The organism is Phycisphaerae bacterium (genome assembly GCA_024102815.1).
In the GTDB taxonomy this organism is placed as follows: Bacteria; Planctomycetota; Phycisphaerae; order UBA1845; family UBA1845; genus JAGFJJ01.
Genome location: JAGFJJ010000059.1, coordinates 133958 through 151273 on the forward strand (window position 1 = coordinate 133958; position 17316 = coordinate 151273).

Consider the following 17316-nt stretch of genomic DNA (forward strand, 5'->3'; position numbering starts at 1 on the left):
ACCTTCAGTCTTTCTGTCGGTCGAAGCGAGGCGCGGCATGCTGCGACGCTCGGCGCTGGGCCAGGAATCCCACTGGATCCCGGATAATGGCTGCCGGCCGGGCGAACTGCTAGGATGTCCCGTCGATGAGCATCTTCGTGCGTATCGCCCGATGCCGCATTCACCTTGCCACCGTAGCTCAATTGGCAGAGCAGCGGTTTTGTAAACCGCAGGTTATGGGTTCGAGTCCCTTCGGTGGCTATTTTGCAAACCCCTGAAAAATCAGTAGTTTACGAAATCTCTGAGGACGGCTCGACAACGGGCAGAACCGAGTGCGGATTCGATTGGCGTGGTCCGACCTCGTACCGCAAGCCCGTCGCCTACCGAGAACATTCCCCGCCGCCGTCGGCATTCGTTATCAGGAGCACGCAGCCGCAACATTGGCAAGCATGCAGCGAGGGCTCGCCGTCCGGTATGCAGCCCGGGAAGTCGAGAATTGGCGGCGTTTCATGACATGCGTTCGGCGGGCATTCGCTGAAACACTGGCTCGAGCTCTCAACACCGGCAGCTTCACATTCGCATGGATCGGTAATGACCACGCCATCAATCATGCATTGTTGCGCCTGACCACAGTCTCCCGCATCGCAACAGTGGCTCGATCCCGGCTCGCCGTTGTCAAAGAAGCACCGGACCACGGCGCCGTGGCATTGCACGCATGCCGGAGAGCATGGCTGGTCCGTGTACCCTGCCTGCAATGCGAGCAGCACATTGCCGGAGCCGCCTTGGCCCCCACAAAACTCATTGATGCAATCGTCATGTTCGTCGCAACACGCGCCCTTTGTCCCGCAATCGAAGACATGAATCTGATCACACCCGGCGGTGTTTTCCACGCCGTTCGGGCCGGTGTAGCGTGCCGCCGCGATCCAGGCAGCCGCTCCAGGCGCTCTCGCTGCCAATTCTCCGCGGGAAGCCATGTCGTATCCATACAGTAGCGCCGCTGCGCGACTCGCGCCCGCGGTGTCCGCTGGCACTCCTGCGATTGCAACCTCCGGTCCCTGCACACCGTCTGCGGGCTTGTAGCGAAATGTCGTTTGCTCGCTCGAGGTCGACCAGAGCACTTCGGCCGAGCCGATGACTCCAGTCACCACCGATCGAAACCCGTCCATCGTGGCTCCGGTAGTCACATGGAGCTCTCCGAAGGTCTGGCGGTCGCATTCCTCCCTTCCCGCACAGGGATCGCCTGCTGCCGTGGCTGGCCCGCTGCAGCCGGCCGCGGCGAGTTGCGCGAATGTGCACGCCCAAAGAAATCCGAAGAGCCGGCAGGCCAGAGATCGGTATTCGATTGCCACAAAGTACTCCGTTTGGTTGAAGCCGCTCTCTCCATCGAGTCGGTTCGAAGACACGAGCCCAGCAGAACAATTGTCGGCGAACCAAGTTCGCCGCTCGACAACCGGTACCTCAGGACGCGCTTCACACCTGTTACGTGAGCGATTTTGCGTCCGAGAGGTCGGAGAGCATCCTGGGTCCGAACATTGCCTCCGGAGGGAACCCGGACCGGCACCTCTAAGACGAATCTTGTCGCCCGAGGGGCAGGACGCGCCGTTCGACGCACTACATTTGCCGTCGTTCAACAGATTGCCCTCAATCTCCCTTAAAAAAACCTTAACGATTCCGGGGTAGCATGAGGGGCGTTGGCGCGATGGCATCTCGAGGCTTGTCATCCGGCGGTGGTGACAATTTTCCTCGCTGACGGAAAAGCGTATCCGCATTTCCGGAACAGTGTCCATACTCGGAGTACACCGATGAGTTGCCTCAGGAACGGATTCTCTCGGCGCGGTCGCAGGTCGAAAAGGGCATTCACTCTGATTGAAGTGCTGGTGGTCGTTGCCATCATCGCGCTGCTCGTGGCCATCCTGCTTCCCAGCCTCCAAGCGGCTCGGGAGCACGCCAAGACTGTTGTCTGCTCGTCCAACATGCACTCGGTCAGTTTGGCAAACGCCAACTACCTGTATGTTTCAAAGGCGGTCTATGCGCCCTCCTACGTGTATCCCGACGACAAGGACGGACGGTGGTCGCCGGCGACCCAGCCGAAGGAGCCGCGGTCGGATGTGGGTTATCTGCATTGGTCATACTACCTATTCGACGACGGTAATGTCGGAGACAAGGCCTTCGAGTGTCCCACGTACGAAAATGGCGGAGCGCCCCGCACCAACCCCGGCCCGGAACCGGCCAGCTGGGAAGCCGGTCAGGAAGACATCAACGGCAACCCCAAACCCGCTGAGCGAAAGCCCTCGTACACGGAGGACAAGCAGGCGTCGCGCATGGCCATTACGGCGAATGCGGCGATTATGCCCCGCAACAAGTTCAACATCGTGGCCTCGGGTGGTAAGCGCGTTAACGTCTTCGTGCGCGAGAATCAGATCAACCGCCCCGGTGATACCATCCTCGCAACGGAGTTCTACAACAACTGGCAGAGTCAGGCTATTTCCGGCGGCAGCGGCAACCTGCTGGTTAAGTCCCACCGCCCGTTGAATCCGTTCTACCACGTGGGGGCGGGTTTCGATGAGTACAAGGCGCCGGACCGGGCGCCGGGATTCATGTACGGCCAGCAGAGCACCCTGGGCCCGACGACGAACGACTGGGGGATTCTTCCCTACAAGGAGATTCGTCAGGCCAAGAATCTGATCGAGACGGGTACTTCGGAGCTCAACGCGGTCGGGCGTGATCATCCCTGGGCGGACCGCGTCTATCGCAAGAAGTTCGGCGGCAGCGCCAATTTCCTCTACTGCGACGGACACGCCGAAAACGACACGATTTACAACACCGTCGAGGATCGCAAGTGGGGCGACAAGTACTATTCGCTGTCCGGCGCGAATGAAGTCCTCAACTTCATCATCCAGCGCGACTAAACCATCGTCCGAATCATTTGAAAGATCGCCCGAGTCGCGGTCGAGCGATTGAGCGTGTAGAAGTGGATGCCTGCGGCTTCGCCCTCGAGCAGGCCGATCGACTGCTGGGTGCTGTGGTACGTGCCGATGTGCCTCACGGCCTCGGCGTCGTCTTCCACGGATTCGATCATCCTGAGCAGTCGCGCGGGAATGGACGCTCCGCACATGGTTGTGAAGCGCTTCACCTGTTTGACGCTCAGGATGGGCATGATTCCCGCGACAATGGGTACGCGAATGCCCGCTCGTTCCGCGCGTTCACGGAACGAAAAGAACAGATCGTTGTCGAAGAACAACTGGGTGATCAGGAAGTCCACGCCGGCGTCGACCTTGGCTTTGAGGTAATCCATGTCGGCATGGATGTCCGCAGCCTCGACGTGGCCTTCGGGGTAGCAGGCTGCTCCAACGCACACATCGCATCGTTCCCGAATGAACGCCACCAGCTCCGCGGCGTAGTGGAATCCCCCTTCGGCCGGGACGAATCGCTTTTCGCCCTCCGGCGGATCGCCACGCAGGGCCAGAATATTGGCGATACCGTGGCGGCGCAAATCATCTACGGTTGCTCCGATCTCCGGCCGTGTCGATCCCACGCAGGTCAGGTGGGCCAGGGGCTCGATCCCGATATCCGTTTTGATGCGTTCCACCAGGTCAATGGTCTTGCGGCGGGTCGAGCCGCCCGCTCCGTACGTAACCGAGACGAACGTTGGCCCCAGGGGCTTGAGGCGCTCTACGGTCTTGTAGAGGTCCCAAAAGCCGATGTCGTCCTTGGGTGGAAAGAACTCGAAAGAGAATGATGGCCGGCCTCGGCCGAGCTGGTCTCGTATGCGCATGGTTTCCGCCCGACTGGGCGCGGCAGGATTCGAACCTGCGAAGGCTAACGCCAACGGGTTTACAGCCCGTCCCCTTTGGCCGCTCGGGCACACGCCCCGCTTCGCCACCCGAAACGGACTCGCCGTCCCGGGTTATCGACTGAAGCGGGCCACGTTCTATCGGAAGTTACCCGCGCTGGCAAGCGGATCGCAGCTCCACGGGCAATGAGAAGCTTGAACCTCGCTCTGAATGTTCTCGCGATCCCGACCCTCCCGGCGCCCGCGGCGAGCGTCCGAGAATATTACACGTTGACGTGAGGTCCCACGGGGCACGGATCACCACCGCACGATCAGGCGGTCTGCACGAGGAAATCGAGTATGCTCAGCATCGTCGAAAGAAGCAACGCCGTAATGGCCAGGAACCAGCTCATCTGATTTCTCCACGAGGAACGATGACCCCGCAGTCCATCGGAACTTGCGTTTCCGATATTGAGAAATGCGTCGCGTCCGAGAATCCTCCCATCATTGCCCCGACGGTCCGTAGATCTGGAACAACAGGATATAAACCACGACGCCCGTAATCGACACGTACACCCAGATGGGATACGTCCAACGGGCTATGCGGCGATGGGCGTCAAACCTGCCGCGGAGTGCCAGATACAGCGTCCGTCCGGCCAGCACCGGCACCGAAGCCGCCAGGATGACGTGCGAGAACAGTATGAAGAAATAGACTGGCCGGATCCAGCCGATCCCTCCGAATCGCTTCTCCGCGCCCGCAATTCGGTATGTAAGGTACGAGACCAGGAACAGGACCGAGATGGAGAATGCCGCAATCATGCACGCACGATGCGCCCCGATGTTGCGCCGCCGGATCATCGCATGGCCGATGATCAAGAATATTAGCGCCAAGGCGTTGAGCGTCGCATTGACCGCAGGGAGGTCGGAAATCTCGAGCAACGGCGAGGGCTCCGGCAGGTTGGTTTCGCAGCACGCAGCTAGAGCGTTCGATCGACAAGCATCAGGAGAAGTACGAGCGGGAGGTAGATCACCGAGACGAGCATGCAATACCGGGCCGCCCGGCGTGTTCCTTCCCTGAGGAAACGGATGCAGGACCGCAGGAACCAGATTCCCAGCAGCACGGCGCCGACTCCGTAGAACCAGGAATGACCACTGGCCGCGACGGGAAGCAAGCTCGCCAGCAGAAGCAGAACACCGAACGACAGGACGTGCCGACGCGTCTTTCGGCCCTGCTTATCTACGACCGGCAGGAATCGAAAACCGCCGCGGGCGTAGTCGTCGCGATGAAGCGTGGCGATTGCCGCAACGTGCGGCATTTGCCAGAGGAAGACAATCAGGAACAGAACGGCGCCTTCAATGCCGATTCGCCCCGTAGCCCCCGCCCAACCGATCAGCGGTGGAAGCGCCCCCGGAGCCGCACCAATGTACACGCAGGTCGGGGAGATACGCTTCATGGGGGTATACAGGAGAAGGTAGCTGAGAAAGCTTGCCGCGGCGAGAATCGCCGCCACGCTGTTCACAAACGCAGCCAGCAGCACGAGGCCCGAGGCGGCCAAGACGGCGCCGAAGGCCAGCGCATCGTCTTCTCCCAGGCGACCCGAGGGCAGCGGACGATCCACCGTCCGCGACATCAACGCATCGTATTCCATTTCGAAGAGTTGGTTCAGCGCATTGGCGCCACAGGCCACGAGCCCCGTTCCCAGTACGGCGAACAGAAGCCGGGCGAGCGTGTGGAGGTCCACATACCGCTCCTGACCAAGGCCGAACCCCACGGTCGTTGCAATCAGAACGAGCATGGCGATACGCGGCTTGGTCAACTCCACCAGCGCGGCCGTCTTTGCCCGCAGGTTAACCCCCAGGGACCGAACCGGAACGGTATCGCTCATGCTGGCGACTCCGAGAGAGTCACCCTCCCTGGAGTCGGATCGAACGCGATCATCCGCCCCACAGCGGCCCGCGTTACTACCGTGGTCATCAGCAGCAGCGCGCCAACGGCCGTGTGCGCGGTCGGGAGCAGCCACGCCAGCAGCGGCCAGTCTGTAACGCCGCCGAAGATCACGATGAACGTAGCGACCCCCAACACGACCTGGATCGCAAGCAGCACACCAAGGGCTCGCCCGGCCTTGCCGAGTGCGCTTGCACGCGAGAACGATCCCGCCAGCCAGATCCCCACCCAGCCCACGAGAATCATGACAACCAGGGCCCAGAAAAGATGGACGACCAGGGCGGCGTTGTTCAGAAAATGCCGCAGAAGGGCTCCTGTAAGAAGTTGGATGAAGGTCGCGACCGCGGCCAGCGTGGACAGACCGCGCAAGAAGCCGGCGGCATCGGCCCGCTGGCCGTCTCGTTCCTCTGACCACGCGCGTGAGGAAACCAGTGCTGTGCAAGCCGCGAGGCAGAAGCAGGCTTGCCCAAAAACGCCGTGAATCATCGCCAGCAGCGTGGAGACCTCCCAGACGCGCATTCCGCCGAGGATGCCCTGGATGATGATTGCTCCCAGGGTTGTCCAACCCAGCACGCGGAGCACGCCGCCCATTCGATGACCAAGCGCGGCGACGATGATGGCGGTCATCCCCACGGTCCAGCCAATCAGCCGGTGTCCGTGCTCCCAGCGCGTCGCTTCGACCACCCACCATCCCGGCGGATTGAGCAGATGTCCGCCCGAGGTCGGCCAGTCCGGGTACGCCATCCCCGCACCCTTGCTCGTAACACCGGCACCGACAAACAGTAAGGGAAAAACGAGCACCGCGAGAACCACCGCTGCAACGTGAAGCGCCGCGCGTCCCCGAGCCGCGGGGCCGACATGACCAGCGATGGACGACGTCATGGACATGGCATGTTCGAGTGAATGCAGAATATCCCGGCCGCGGCTCTTCGCAAACTACGGCACGCCGATACTGCAATCGGCCGGCGGTTCACTGGCATGATCACAGCGAAAGCCCGGTCCGGACGGTGGGCTTCCCGAGTATGGTAGGCGACCGGAGATTACATTCAAGACGAGAACGGTGAAGCCATTACTGCGGCAAATTGCCGCACAAACCGCCAGACTCCTGCGCACAAGGGCCTGTTCAATCGCTAGTTGCCGGACGCATCCGACTTCGACGCGCCGTCGGAATCAGCGCTGTCGCCTTCACCCTTCTTGGTCTTTGCCGGTTCTGGAAAAACGAAGTCGACCATGCCCTTTCCGGCCTTTTCGACAACGACCCACGTGGATTGTCCTCCGAATACCTCGTGCCACGCGTCGACCAGATACGTGCCCGGGCGAAGCCCGACCATGGTGAAGGAGCCATCGGACTTGGTCACGTCATGGAACGGCTGGTCGAATACGCTGACGAATGCCGTCAGGTTGGGGTGCTCCGCGTTCACCAGTTGAATCGGCGCTTCCGCCTTGAAGGTCAGGACCACGTCCTTGCCGCCCGCCTCCTTGCCCGGAAGTTCAATTTCTGTCGCCTCATTCACGGAAGCCAGGATCCGGATCTTATGCGTCTGGTTGTCCATGTTGACCAACCGCAACGGCTGGCCTTCGTTCAGATCGACAACATGAGGCACGAATCGGCAATCCTGGATGGTCATCCGAACCTCATCCTTGGGTAGGAAAAAGACCGTTCGTCCCAGTCCCTGCCGAACCGATACGACGACGTTACGGAGCGTCGGCGGCTTCGTCGGATTGACGAAGACATCCTCCTTGACGGCCGCTCCCTCACCGCATCCCTTGTCGGATGTGGCTGAGACGAATTCTCTCGGGTACTGCGACGGGTCGCCGGCAAAAATCGCTTTTCCTTCGATCGAAGAAGCCTGGGCCCAAACCACCTGCCCGGCGCCGGACAGCATCATGCCGAATATTGCAACGACAATGGCACCGCGAGTCATTGATCCATACTCCTGGGGCGGAACACTTCTGCTGAAAGCGTGTTTTTCTACGGAATCGTCTGGCCTTCGGCAAGTCGATCCGGCGGGCCGGAAGCTCAAACACCGCGTTTTGCGCTGCGAGTTACCTGCGGGTTACTCCGCGGCCTGCTCGATGCTGATCACTTCAACCGGGCACTCGATTGCTGCATCCGAAATCGCCTGGCTGCGTGGCGCAAGGAACGCTTCCGAATGCGCTTCCGCGCGAATGACGCAACCGTCTTCCCGGACATCGAAAACATCCGGAGCAACAGACGCGCAGGCGTCGCAGACGATGCATCCGGTTTCAATCCAGACGCGGATGATTCGGGGCCCTGATGCCAAAGCATGTTCTCCCGATGCGGGCACGGGCCTTCGCCTGTCGCGACCGGCCGGACCGGTGCTTGTGGTCGCTGACAGGTTTCCTTTGAGCAATCGGCGGATCAATTCGGCCCGAATCGATATCGAACGGGATTGTTCGAACTCCGGGGGGCGCCGTCAACCCGACCGGGGTTTTCAGAGGTTTCCTCCCTCTCGTCTGACGCCAAGCCGGAGGAAACAAGCTGCGCGGGGTACCGACTCGAACACCGCCGGCAGCGTGCCTGCGTAGTCGCCGTCGACCTGCACGGGCACGTCAGAATCGGGTGAGGCGACCCGAACCCGGCGACCCTGGCGATAGATAACCCCTCCCCGTCCGATGTGCCTGCGCAGTGAGGCCCGGGCGGCATGCCCGAGGAGCTCCAGCCGCCCGGTGCAAGGCATCACGCAGACGTCCAGTAGTCCATCGTCGAAGCGCGCCCGGGAGAGAATGTCCAATCCCGCCGCGTAGGTGCGAATGACACCCACGAGTGCGATACCTCGGCCGCGAAATACCGGCTTGCCGTCCACCTCGACTGAGAGCTCCGGAAAGCGATGTCCCCAGAACGTACGCCAGATCGGCCAGAAATAATCCTCTCGCGTGATGTGGCCGGTACGGATGCGCGACATGCGTACGACACACTCGGCGTCAAACCCGACGCCGGCGACCGCCAGGAATCGCCGCTCGTTCATCGTTCCGATGTCCACGGGAAAGGGCTCGCCGAACAGAAGGGTCATGGCGACATCATTGGGTTCAGCCGGCATCATGAGCTCATGCGCCAGTAGGTTTTCCGTTCCCGTGCGGAGCAGGAGCAAGGGGGACGCGCACCCGTTCAGTCCGTTGATGACCTCGCAGGCGGTTCCGTCGCCGCCGACGACGAGAATTCCGTCACTCTGCCGTTGCAGGGTGGCCGCCAATTCCGTGGCATGGCCGCCGGAACGCGTTGTCTCGATGGCAAAGGTCCCTCCGTTGCGTTCGATAATGCGACCGACCTCGCGGACCACAGGAATCATATTCCTGCGCCCGGAAATGGGATTGAGGATGGCGGCGATCCGACGCGGCATAGGTAAAGCAATAACGGTTATCGGTGTACGGAGGTTCTCACCAAGCGGCAAACTTCCTCGCTATCAGGCAAATCCGACGGGTGTCCCGATCCGGCGATCCCCGATGACGCCGTTACGAGCCCGGATGGAAATAGCGTAGCCAACTGTATAAGATCGGCGAGGGTTTACCATCATGGGGGTTGGGGTGATGAAATTCAGCTTTGCCAGGGTTGGCCTGTTTCTAGCCGTATTCGTTGCGCCCGCAATCGGACAGACTGCCGAGCTGCGTCCGGTCGGCAGTACGGGTCCGAGCGTAATCAACGGCAACGAAATACAGATTCCCACCGGCGGCGCCGGCGTCGAAGTGGAATTGCACATCCTCATGTACGGCTGGGACAGCGTCGTTCCCAACACGTTTCTTGGCACCGCCGGTGCGAAGATTGACGGTGACAACGGTTTCTCCAGCGGGTCGGGCACGCCCTTGCTGCCGATTGAGTTCGGCACTTCCACCGAGAGCCACGGCGGCTACATTGCGAGTCAGGTCTGTTTTTTCAGTGGGCGACCGGGCTGCCCGTCTCCAGGGACTCCTGCCAGCGGGGAGACTCCCTGCGTTGCGATCGACCCGGCCGATGGTCCCTGCGTGCCAAATCCGGCGTTCGTACTATACGCCAACTCCCCTATCACGGCGGTGAATTTCAATATTGGTCTGTCATACGAGTTCGTGGCGGTGAGGTCCTCTCCACAAGGCGCGCTCGATGAGGGAACAAATCACTACCTCGGCACGTTGATCCTGGATATCCCGGAGGGCGCGGCCGGCACGTACACGATCGGCTTCGTTGAAGATCCGCTCTCGACCTACATGGCCGATGACGATGTCAAGGACATCCCCATCCAGACCTTCATTCCGGCTACGATCGTCGTAGGAGGGGGCAGCGATTGCTCGGCGGTCATCTCGAGCGACCCGCCGAATTGTGCCATTGATGCCCGGCAGCCACACCCAAGCAACAACCAGGTTGCCCTGCAGGGCTGGAACAGTATTCAGTTCGACTTTAACGCCGAATGCGACGTCTCCACCTTGTCGGCCGGAGATTTCTCGATCACATCCGGTTTGGCGATCTCCAGCGTCGGGGGTGCCGGCGCCGTGGCGACGGTCAATTTCTCTTCCATCATTCCCACGAACGACTGGACCTGCGTCGGCTTCACGTCCAGTGGGGACGAGTTCTGCCTGGGGTTCCTTCCGGGCGACGTCAACGGAAGTCGCATGTCCAACGCATATGACGTCATCGCCCTGATTGATGATCTGAATGACGTCAGCCCGCTTCCGGACTACGCCACGGATATCAATCGCTCGGGTGCGGCTGATGCAAGCGACGTGTCCACGCTCGTCAGCCTTCTGGACGGCGTTGGCGCGTTCGATCCCTGGCTGGGCGAGAAGATCAGCCTTCCCTGTCCAAGTGCGCCGTAGGCGTCTGTAACGGACAACTGAGCGGCCTCGGAATTCTCTCGGCACGAAACTTGCTGGGCGGAGTTTATTCTAGCGCGCTTTGCGACGGGCAACCCGCCGGTTATGACTTCCGCTGGGAGGTACGGCGTATCCCGGAGAACGCGGAAGAGCGCCTGCGCGGGTCGGTCGAGAACATTCCTTCAAGGAGAACCCAAGATGGCCAAGCGGACCGTGGTGACCATGCCGGGAGACGGAATCGGCAAAGTGGTCCTTCCGGAAGCGCTGCGCGTGCTGGAGGCTGTGGGCTTCGAGGCGGACTATGTGCACGGCGACATCGGCTGGGATTTCTGGTGCAAGGAAGGGAATGCGTTGCCCGACCGCACCATCGAGCTGCTCGAGCGGCACAAGTTCGGCCTGTTCGGGGCGATTACCTCCAAGCCGAAGAAGGCGGCTGCGGCGGAACTGTCGCCGGCGCTGCGCGACAAGGGCTACGACTACGCCAGTCCCATCGTGAAGATGCGGCAGCATTTCAACCTCGACATCTGCATCCGCCCCTGCCTTTCGTTTCCCGGCAACCCGCTGAATTTCATTCGACGAGACCAGTCCGGAAAGGGCTTCGAGGAGCCCAAGGTCGACGCGGTGATCTTCCGGCAGAATACCGAAGGTCTCTACGTCGGCGTGGAGTGGACAAATCCGCCGGCGGAGGTTCGCAAGGCCCTGGAGCTTCATCCGCGAATGAAGCCGTTCAAGAATGTTCCCGGCGAGGACCTGGCCGTCTCGACGCGGATCTTTACCCGCGCGGCCTGCCGTCGAATCGTCAACGAGGCCTTCGCGTATGCCAAGAAATTCGGGTATCGCTCGGTGACGGTATGTGAGAAGCCCAATGTTATCCGCGAGACGTCGGGCATGATGTTGGCCGAGGCGCAGGCGGTTCACTCGGATTACCCCGACATCCAGCTCTGGGACACGAACATCGACGCCCAGATGATGTGGCTCACCAAGAATCCGGAGGACTACGGCGTCATCGTGTCGGGCAACATGTTCGGCGACATCGTCTCCGATGGATTCGCGGGACTGGTGGGGGGGCTAGGCTTCGCGTGCAGCGCCAACCTCGGGCGCGAGGTGGCCGTATTCGAGCCCACGCACGGCTCGGCGCCAAAGTACGAGATGCTGAATCCGCCGATCGTCAATCCCATCGCCATGATCCTCAGCGCGTGCATGATGCTGGATCATCTGGGCGAGCAGCAGAAGTCGGACCGGATCCGCAAGGCGGTGGCGGCGGTCATCGCCGAAGGCAGAGTGCGCACGTACGACATGATGCGCCTTGCCGGTGGGGCCAAAGTCATCGGGCAGGGAGCGGCGGCGACCACGCAGATGACGGACGCGATTCTGAAAAAGCTGTAGAAGCCTCAGAACAAATAACTGAGTACAACGGTCGGAGAGTCAGCTTTATGGCACAGACGCTGATTGAGAAGATTGCCCAGCGCTACGCGGTCGGACTTGAAGCGGGGCACGAAGTTCATGCCGGCGACTTCCTTTCCGTCAAACCCGCCCACATCATGACGCATGACAACACCTCGGCCGTGATTCCCAAGTTCGAGAGCATGGGGGCGAAGGGCGTTTTCGACCGCACCCAGCCGGTTTTCGCCATCGACCACGACATCCAGAACCACAGCGAGGAGAACCTCCGCAAGTATGCGGATATCGAGGCGTTTGCGAAGCGTCACGGGATCGCGTTTTACCCGGCCGGTCGCGGTATCGGACATCAAGTAATGGTGGAGGAGGGCTTTGCGCTTCCGGGGATGTTCGTCGTCGGTTCGGACTCGCACTCCAATCTGTACGGAGCGATGGCGGCACTGGGAACGCCCGTGGTTCGAACGGATGCGGCGGCGATTTGGGCGACCGGACGAACGTGGTGGCAGGTGCCGGACATCGTCAAGGTGGAGTTGACCGGCCGATTGCGTCCCGGGGTCTCGGGCAAGGATGTTATCATCACCCTCTGCGGCGTGTTCAATCAGGACGACGTGCTCAACTGCTGCGTGGAGTTCACCGGTCCCGGGGTGGCGCACCTGCGCATGGATGAACGTCTGGCCATCGCCAACATGACCACCGAGTGGGGGGCACTGGCCGGCGTCTTCCCGTACGACAAGACGACGCGCGATTACTTGACGTCGCGCTACGAAGTAATGCAGGCTCGAGGCGACCAACATCCGCGGATCACGCCGGAGCTCATCGAACGCATCGAGTCCGAACTCCCGGAGGCTGACGCAGATGCGTTTTATGCCAAGGTCTTAACACTGGATCTTGGTGCGGTTGTTCCCTTCGTTGCCGGCCCGAATGAAGTAAAGACCATCGCGCCGCTGCCGGAAATCCAGAGAAAGAACGTCAAGGTCGACAAGGCCTACTTGTTGAGCTGCGTCAACGGGCGCCTCGCCGATTTCGTTGAGGCAGCGATGATCGTGGACGGCCATCACATCGCGCCGCATGTCAAGTTCTACATCGCTGCGGCGTCGAGCGAAGTCGAAGAGGAAGCCAAGCGGCTGGGCCATTGGCAGACGCTGGTGGATGCGGGGGCGATTGCCCTGCCGCCCGGTTGCGGTCCATGCATCGGGCTGGGAGAGGGTGTGCTGGCGGATGGCGAGGTGGGCATCTCCGCCACGAACCGCAACTTCAAGGGCCGGATGGGATCGCCGAAGTCGCAGGTCTATCTGGCCAGTCCCGCGGTTGTGGCGGCATCGGCGGTGGAAGGGCGCATTTCCGCACCGGGCGAGTTGGGCGGGGACGGATCGGTCGAGGAGCTTCGCAAGCAGTGCCGGGTGCGTGTTGCGACAGAGCCGGCGCAAAGCACGACTTCCGTGAAGATCATCGAGGGATTCCCGAAATCGATGGAAGGCGAGCTGCTCTGGATTCCCAAGGACAACCTCAATACCGACGGTATCTACGGCAAGGACTACACCTACAAGGAAGGAATGTCACCAGACGAGATGGGTGCGGTGGCCATGCTCAACTACGACCCCGAGTTCCAGAAGATTGCCCGCAAGAGCGACATCATGGTCGGGGGGTTCAACTTCGGCTCCGGCTCCTCGCGCGAGCAGGCGGCGACGGCATTGAAGTTCCGCGGAATCCAGATGCTCATCGCCGGGTCGTATTCGCAGACCTACAAGCGCAACGCGTTCAACAACGGGTACGTGGTCATCGAGTGCCCGCAACTCGTCGAGGATCTGAAGAAGGCGTTCGCAACGAACAAGGCGTTGACGATCCGCACGAGTTGGTCGGCCAAGGTGGATTTCCAGGCGTCGAGGCTGGAGATTGCTAATTCGGATGGGGCGAACAATACGTACAGCTTCTCCCCGCTGGGCGAAGTGGCCCAGGAACTGGTCGTGCAAGGCGGATTCGAAGAGGTGATTCGGCGGCAGATTCAGCAGTAGCGGGCGCGGTTCCCTTGCTGGGCCTCCCGCATTCTCATCGAAGAGGTGAACATGCGTCAGGAAATTGAAAGGCTGCTTCCCGAGATCAACGAGATTCACGATCCGGAGCTGCGCGGTAAGGTGCTGGCCGTGTGGGAGGACGCCATCACCGCGGGCGGCTGGAAACCCGCGGAGCTGGAGAAGATTCCCTTCACGTTGCTGGCCGGCGATATCAAGATGAACTTCATCGAGCACGTCCGCTCCTGTGTGCGCATGTGCCTGGTTGTCGAGGTGGTGCTCAACGAAATGTGGGGTACGCGCGTGCCGATCCACCACGACCACCTCGTGGCCGGGGCGCTGCTGGCGGACGTGGGCAAACCGATCGAGTATGTCCGCAAGGACGGCAAGCCGGCCAAGGGGCACCGGGGTGACATGCTGCGGCATCCCTTCAGCGGCGTGGGCATGTGCTGGAAGCACGGCCTGCCGGATGAAGTCATGCACATCGTCGCCACGCACTCCAAGGAAGGCGATCACGTGCAGCGGACGATCGAGTCCATCATCTTCCATCACGCGGATTTCATCGATTTCGATATCGCCTGCGCCCTGGGCAAGAGAGGAAAGTAGCATGCCGACCATTACCGAGACCATCGCACGCTGGGCGACTTCGCTTCGATACGAGGACATCCCGCCGGATGCGGTCAACGCGGCCAAGCGCTTCCTGTACGACACGATCGGCTGCGGGCTGGGCGGGTTTCAGACGCACGACGTCAAGATTTTCCTTGATTACCTGCGGGAGATGAAAGGGAGCGGGCCGTGTACCGTCATCGGCGCCGGGGATCGCATGAACCCAGTTGATGCTGCCATGGTCAACGCCCTGATGATCCGTGCGATGGACTACAATGACATCTATTGGAAGCAGGATCCGTCCCATCCCTCAGACCTGCTTTCCGCGCCGCTGGCCCTGGCGGAGCGGGCGAGACTCGGCGGCAAGGACCTGATTGTCGGCATCATTCTCGCCTACGAAATGGGCATGCGTGTGTGTCACATCGCCGTGCCCGGCATCCGCGAGCGTGGCTGGCATCACGCGACGTTGATGGGTTATTGCGCTCCGGTCGTCGCGGGACGCATGCTGGGGCTCTCCTGGGAGCAAATGCAGCATGCCATCGGCATTGCCAGCGTGCGTACGTTCACCCTGGGTTGCGCCGTCGCGGGCAAGCTCACCATGATGAAGAACACGGTGAGCCCGATGGCCACGCGGGCGGGCGTGGAAGCGGCGCTGCTCGCCCAGAAGGGCTACACAGGTCCGGAAGGCGTCATCGAGGGCAAGGAGGGCATGACTCACTGCCTCGGCAAGGAGTGGGACATGAGCTGGATTACCGACCAGCTTGGCCAGCGCTTCATGATCGGCGATTGCGGCATGAAGTCCTATCCGATCGAGGCGCTCATGCACTCGCCCGTTTCGGCTACGCTGCACATCATGCACGAGCATCACCTGAAGGCCGAGAACGTGGAGAACGTTCTGATCGAGAGCATCGCCCGCGCGGCCGACATCCTGTCCGATCCCGCGAAGTACGATCCGCAGAGCAAGGAGTCGGCCGATCACAGTCTGCCGTATTGCATCGCCGCGGCGGTCGCAGAGGGCCGGGTCACCCCGCTGGAATTCAAGGAGAACAAGCTCTGGGACCAGCGTCTGCGGGCGCAGATGAAAAAGGTCAAGGTCGTAGCCAACGCGGAGTTCGAGAAGGCGTTCCCGGCGAAGCAATGCACGCGCGTGACCATTACAACCGTGGACGGCAAGAAACACGTTCATCAGTTGGACGTTCCCAAGGGTGATCCGCGTGATCCGATGACCGACGATGAGCTCAAGGTGAAGTTCGACGCCCTGGCGGAGCCGGTGATGTCCGCGGCGCGACGTGATGCGCTCCGCAAAGCGATCTTCTCGCTGGAAAATCTGGCGAACGTCGGCGAGTTGATGAAACTGACAGTGTCAGACAAATGAGAAAAGCCAACAGGCGACAGGCAATAGGAAAGAGGTGCACGTAGGCTGTGGTGGCAAGCGTTGAGACAGCATCAGGCACGGCGTCGGCTGGGAGAAGAGGTCCGGATGTTCGCTCGGATTGCTGGGTGAACATTCAGCGCCGTGATACCGGCGGCATCGAGCTCGACGTGAGAACCAAGGTCGAGACGATGTACGGCGAGGCGATCCGCGCGCAGGTCGGCGAAGTTGTCGCGGCGCTGGGACTCAAGCACGCACGGGTCGAAGTCGAAGACGCCGGGGCCCTACCGTTCGTCATCGCCGCCCGGATCGAAGCGGCCGTCCGACGACTCGGGACTAAGGTCGGACAAGGCTACTTGCCGCCGTGGAAAAACGGAACGGATTATCCCACGCGGCGCGATCGCTTCCGCCGGTCGCGCCTTTATCTGCCGGGCAACGAGCCGAAATTCATGCTCAACGCCGGCCTGCATCGTCCCGACGGCGTGATCCTCGATTTGGAGGACAGCGTTGCTCCCCCGGAGAAGGACGCGGCCCGAATTCTCGTCCGCAATGCTCTGCGCACGCTGAATTTCTACGGCGCCGAACGCATGGTCCGCATCAACCAGGGCGAGCGCGGACTGGTCGATCTAGATTTCGTTATCCCCCACAATCTGCACGTGGTGCTGATTCCCAAGGTGGAAGAGGCCGAGCAGGTTCGCGCCGTGGATCAACGCATCACCGCGATCCTCGGCAGCGCGGGATCTAAGGACGGCGCGACGCGGACAGTCTTCCTCATGCCCATTATCGAGAGCGCCAAGGGTGCGATCAACGCCTTCGCTATTGCATCCGCCAGTCCCAACGTGATTGCACTGGCCGTCGGGCTGGAGGACTACACGGCCGACATCGGCACGCAGCGCACGCTGGAAGGTCGTGAGAGTTTCTGGATGCGTTCGCAGGTGGTCAACGCGGCCCGCGCGGCGGGCGTCCAGCCTATCGACACCGTTTTCTCTGACGTGTCCGACATGGACGGCCTTCGTGCCAGTGTGCTCGAGGCGAAATCGCTGGGCTTCGACGGCAAGGGCTGCATCCACCCACGGCAGATCTCCGTAATTCACGAGGCCTTCGCTCCGGCAGCGGAAGAACTGGAGAAAGCCCGCAAGATCGTGGCCGCCTTTGAGGACGCTCAGGCGAAGGGGCTCGGGGTCGTGGCCCTGGGCAGCAAGATGATCGACCCGCCGGTTGTGAAACGTGCCCAGCGCGTCGTGAAGCTCGCAGAGATGGCGCTGCTGCAATAAACCTGAGATCGGAATCCGCATGACACAATTGGTCGAAGAACTCGTCGCAAATGCGCTCGGCCGCCCAGTTCCCCAGGAAATCAACGGCCGCCCCGTCGTGCCCTTCAAGGGAATCGGCAAGCATCGTCCGACAGGGCGCAAGGCCGCGCCCCCCATTC

At 61.4% G+C, this 17316-nt stretch carries 15 protein-coding genes and 2 tRNA genes; 8 read left to right on the plus strand and 9 right to left on the minus strand.

Features of this window, described 5'->3' with window-relative positions:
* The first annotated feature begins 167 nt into the window (after window positions 1-167).
* Window positions 168-240 (plus strand) — tRNA-Thr (locus J5J06_15095).
* A 119-nt stretch (window positions 241-359) separates the two neighbouring features.
* Here J5J06_15095 and J5J06_15100 read toward each other — a convergent pair.
* Window positions 360-1328, minus strand: coding sequence for a hypothetical protein (locus J5J06_15100; GenBank protein ID MCO6438416.1), 969 nt, complete (start codon window positions 1326-1328; stop codon window positions 360-362).
* Between the two features lie 453 nt (window positions 1329-1781).
* Between J5J06_15100 and J5J06_15105 the strand changes: the two genes are divergently transcribed.
* On the plus strand, window positions 1782-2888 hold the full coding sequence (locus tag J5J06_15105; GenBank protein MCO6438417.1) for a type II secretion system protein: 1107 nt from the start codon (window positions 1782-1784) through the stop codon (window positions 2886-2888).
* Here the strand turns inward: J5J06_15105 and metF are convergent.
* The 8 genes from metF to J5J06_15145 all read right to left on the minus strand — a co-directional run bounded on the left by metF (window position 2885) and on the right by J5J06_15145 (window position 9007).
* A complete protein-coding gene (metF, locus tag J5J06_15110; GenBank protein MCO6438418.1) occupies window positions 2885-3754 on the minus strand; it encodes a methylenetetrahydrofolate reductase [NAD(P)H] in 870 nt (289 codons plus the stop codon). The genes J5J06_15105 and metF overlap by 4 nt on opposite strands.
* A gap of 14 nt (window positions 3755-3768) precedes the next feature.
* Window positions 3769-3851: transfer RNA gene (locus J5J06_15115), tRNA-Tyr, on the minus strand.
* 404 nt (window positions 3852-4255) lie between these two features.
* A complete protein-coding gene (locus J5J06_15120) occupies window positions 4256-4690 on the minus strand; it encodes a DUF420 domain-containing protein (GenBank protein ID MCO6438419.1) in 435 nt (144 codons plus the stop codon).
* Window positions 4691-4728: 38 nt separating this feature from the next.
* A complete protein-coding gene (gene cyoE / locus J5J06_15125; protein ID MCO6438420.1) occupies window positions 4729-5637 on the minus strand; it encodes a heme o synthase in 909 nt (302 codons plus the stop codon).
* Window positions 5634-6584 carry a hypothetical protein gene (locus tag J5J06_15130; GenBank protein MCO6438421.1) on the minus strand — a complete coding sequence of 317 codons (951 nt, stop codon included), beginning with the start codon at window positions 6582-6584 and terminating at the stop codon, window positions 5634-5636. Before J5J06_15130 ends, cyoE begins: the two co-directional genes overlap by 4 nt.
* Window positions 6585-6826: 242 nt before the next feature.
* Window positions 6827-7621: a hypothetical protein gene (locus J5J06_15135; protein ID MCO6438422.1), complete on the minus strand. Its 795-nt coding sequence runs from the start codon at window positions 7619-7621 to the stop codon at window positions 6827-6829.
* A 132-nt stretch (window positions 7622-7753) separates the two neighbouring features.
* Window positions 7754-7963, minus strand: a complete 210-nt coding sequence (locus J5J06_15140; protein MCO6438423.1) for a ferredoxin — start codon at window positions 7961-7963, stop codon at window positions 7754-7756.
* Window positions 7964-8152: 189 nt separating this feature from the next.
* Complete coding sequence (locus tag J5J06_15145) at window positions 8153-9007, minus strand: hypothetical protein (GenBank protein ID MCO6438424.1); 855 nt, start codon at window positions 9005-9007, stop codon at window positions 8153-8155.
* Window positions 9008-9230: 223 nt separating this feature from the next.
* On the opposite strand from J5J06_15145, the gene J5J06_15150 reads away from it, so the two are divergent.
* From J5J06_15150 to J5J06_15175, 6 genes are all read left to right on the plus strand, one after another.
* Window positions 9231-10502, plus strand: a complete 1272-nt coding sequence (locus J5J06_15150; protein MCO6438425.1) for a hypothetical protein — start codon at window positions 9231-9233, stop codon at window positions 10500-10502.
* A 195-nt stretch (window positions 10503-10697) separates the two neighbouring features.
* Complete coding sequence (locus J5J06_15155; GenBank protein MCO6438426.1) at window positions 10698-11885, plus strand: isocitrate/isopropylmalate dehydrogenase family protein; 1188 nt, start codon at window positions 10698-10700, stop codon at window positions 11883-11885.
* Window positions 11886-11932: 47 nt separating this feature from the next.
* The gene (gene lysF, locus J5J06_15160) at window positions 11933-13909 is read left to right on the plus strand and encodes a homoaconitase (protein MCO6438427.1); all 1977 of its coding nucleotides are present in this window, start codon (window positions 11933-11935) and stop codon (window positions 13907-13909) included.
* A gap of 51 nt (window positions 13910-13960) precedes the next feature.
* Window positions 13961-14512: an HDIG domain-containing protein gene (locus J5J06_15165; GenBank protein MCO6438428.1), complete on the plus strand. Its 552-nt coding sequence runs from the start codon at window positions 13961-13963 to the stop codon at window positions 14510-14512.
* A 1-nt stretch (window position 14513) separates the two neighbouring features.
* Window positions 14514-15887, plus strand: a complete 1374-nt coding sequence (locus J5J06_15170; GenBank protein MCO6438429.1) for an MmgE/PrpD family protein — start codon at window positions 14514-14516, stop codon at window positions 15885-15887.
* 50 nt (window positions 15888-15937) lie between these two features.
* Entirely contained in the window at window positions 15938-17158 is a 1221-nt protein-coding gene (locus J5J06_15175; GenBank protein ID MCO6438430.1) for an HpcH/HpaI aldolase/citrate lyase family protein, read from the plus strand.
* Window positions 17159-17316: the final 158 nt, after the last annotated feature.

What these genes read in the sequence shown, in the direction of transcription:
- J5J06_15105 (MCO6438417.1), top strand. Translation starts at nt 1,782, where the DNA reads ATGAGTTGCCTCAGGAACGGATTCTCTCGGCGCGGTCGCAGGTCGAAA.
- metF (MCO6438418.1), bottom strand. Translation starts at nt 3,754, where the DNA reads ATGCGCATACGAGACCAGCTCGGCCGAGGCCGGCCATCATTCTCTTTC.
- cyoE (MCO6438420.1), bottom strand. Translation starts at nt 5,637, where the DNA reads ATGAGCGATACCGTTCCGGTTCGGTCCCTGGGGGTTAACCTGCGGGCA.
- J5J06_15130 (MCO6438421.1), bottom strand. Translation starts at nt 6,584, where the DNA reads ATGTCCATGACGTCGTCCATCGCTGGTCATGTCGGCCCCGCGGCTCGG.
- J5J06_15135 (MCO6438422.1), bottom strand. Translation starts at nt 7,621, where the DNA reads ATGACTCGCGGTGCCATTGTCGTTGCAATATTCGGCATGATGCTGTCC.
- J5J06_15145 (MCO6438424.1), bottom strand. Translation starts at nt 9,007, where the DNA reads ATGATTCCTGTGGTCCGCGAGGTCGGTCGCATTATCGAACGCAACGGA.
- J5J06_15150 (MCO6438425.1), top strand. Translation starts at nt 9,231, where the DNA reads ATGGGGGTTGGGGTGATGAAATTCAGCTTTGCCAGGGTTGGCCTGTTT.
- J5J06_15155 (MCO6438426.1), top strand. Translation starts at nt 10,698, where the DNA reads ATGGCCAAGCGGACCGTGGTGACCATGCCGGGAGACGGAATCGGCAAA.
- lysF (MCO6438427.1), top strand. Translation starts at nt 11,933, where the DNA reads ATGGCACAGACGCTGATTGAGAAGATTGCCCAGCGCTACGCGGTCGGA.
- J5J06_15165 (MCO6438428.1), top strand. Translation starts at nt 13,961, where the DNA reads ATGCGTCAGGAAATTGAAAGGCTGCTTCCCGAGATCAACGAGATTCAC.
- J5J06_15170 (MCO6438429.1), top strand. Translation starts at nt 14,514, where the DNA reads ATGCCGACCATTACCGAGACCATCGCACGCTGGGCGACTTCGCTTCGA.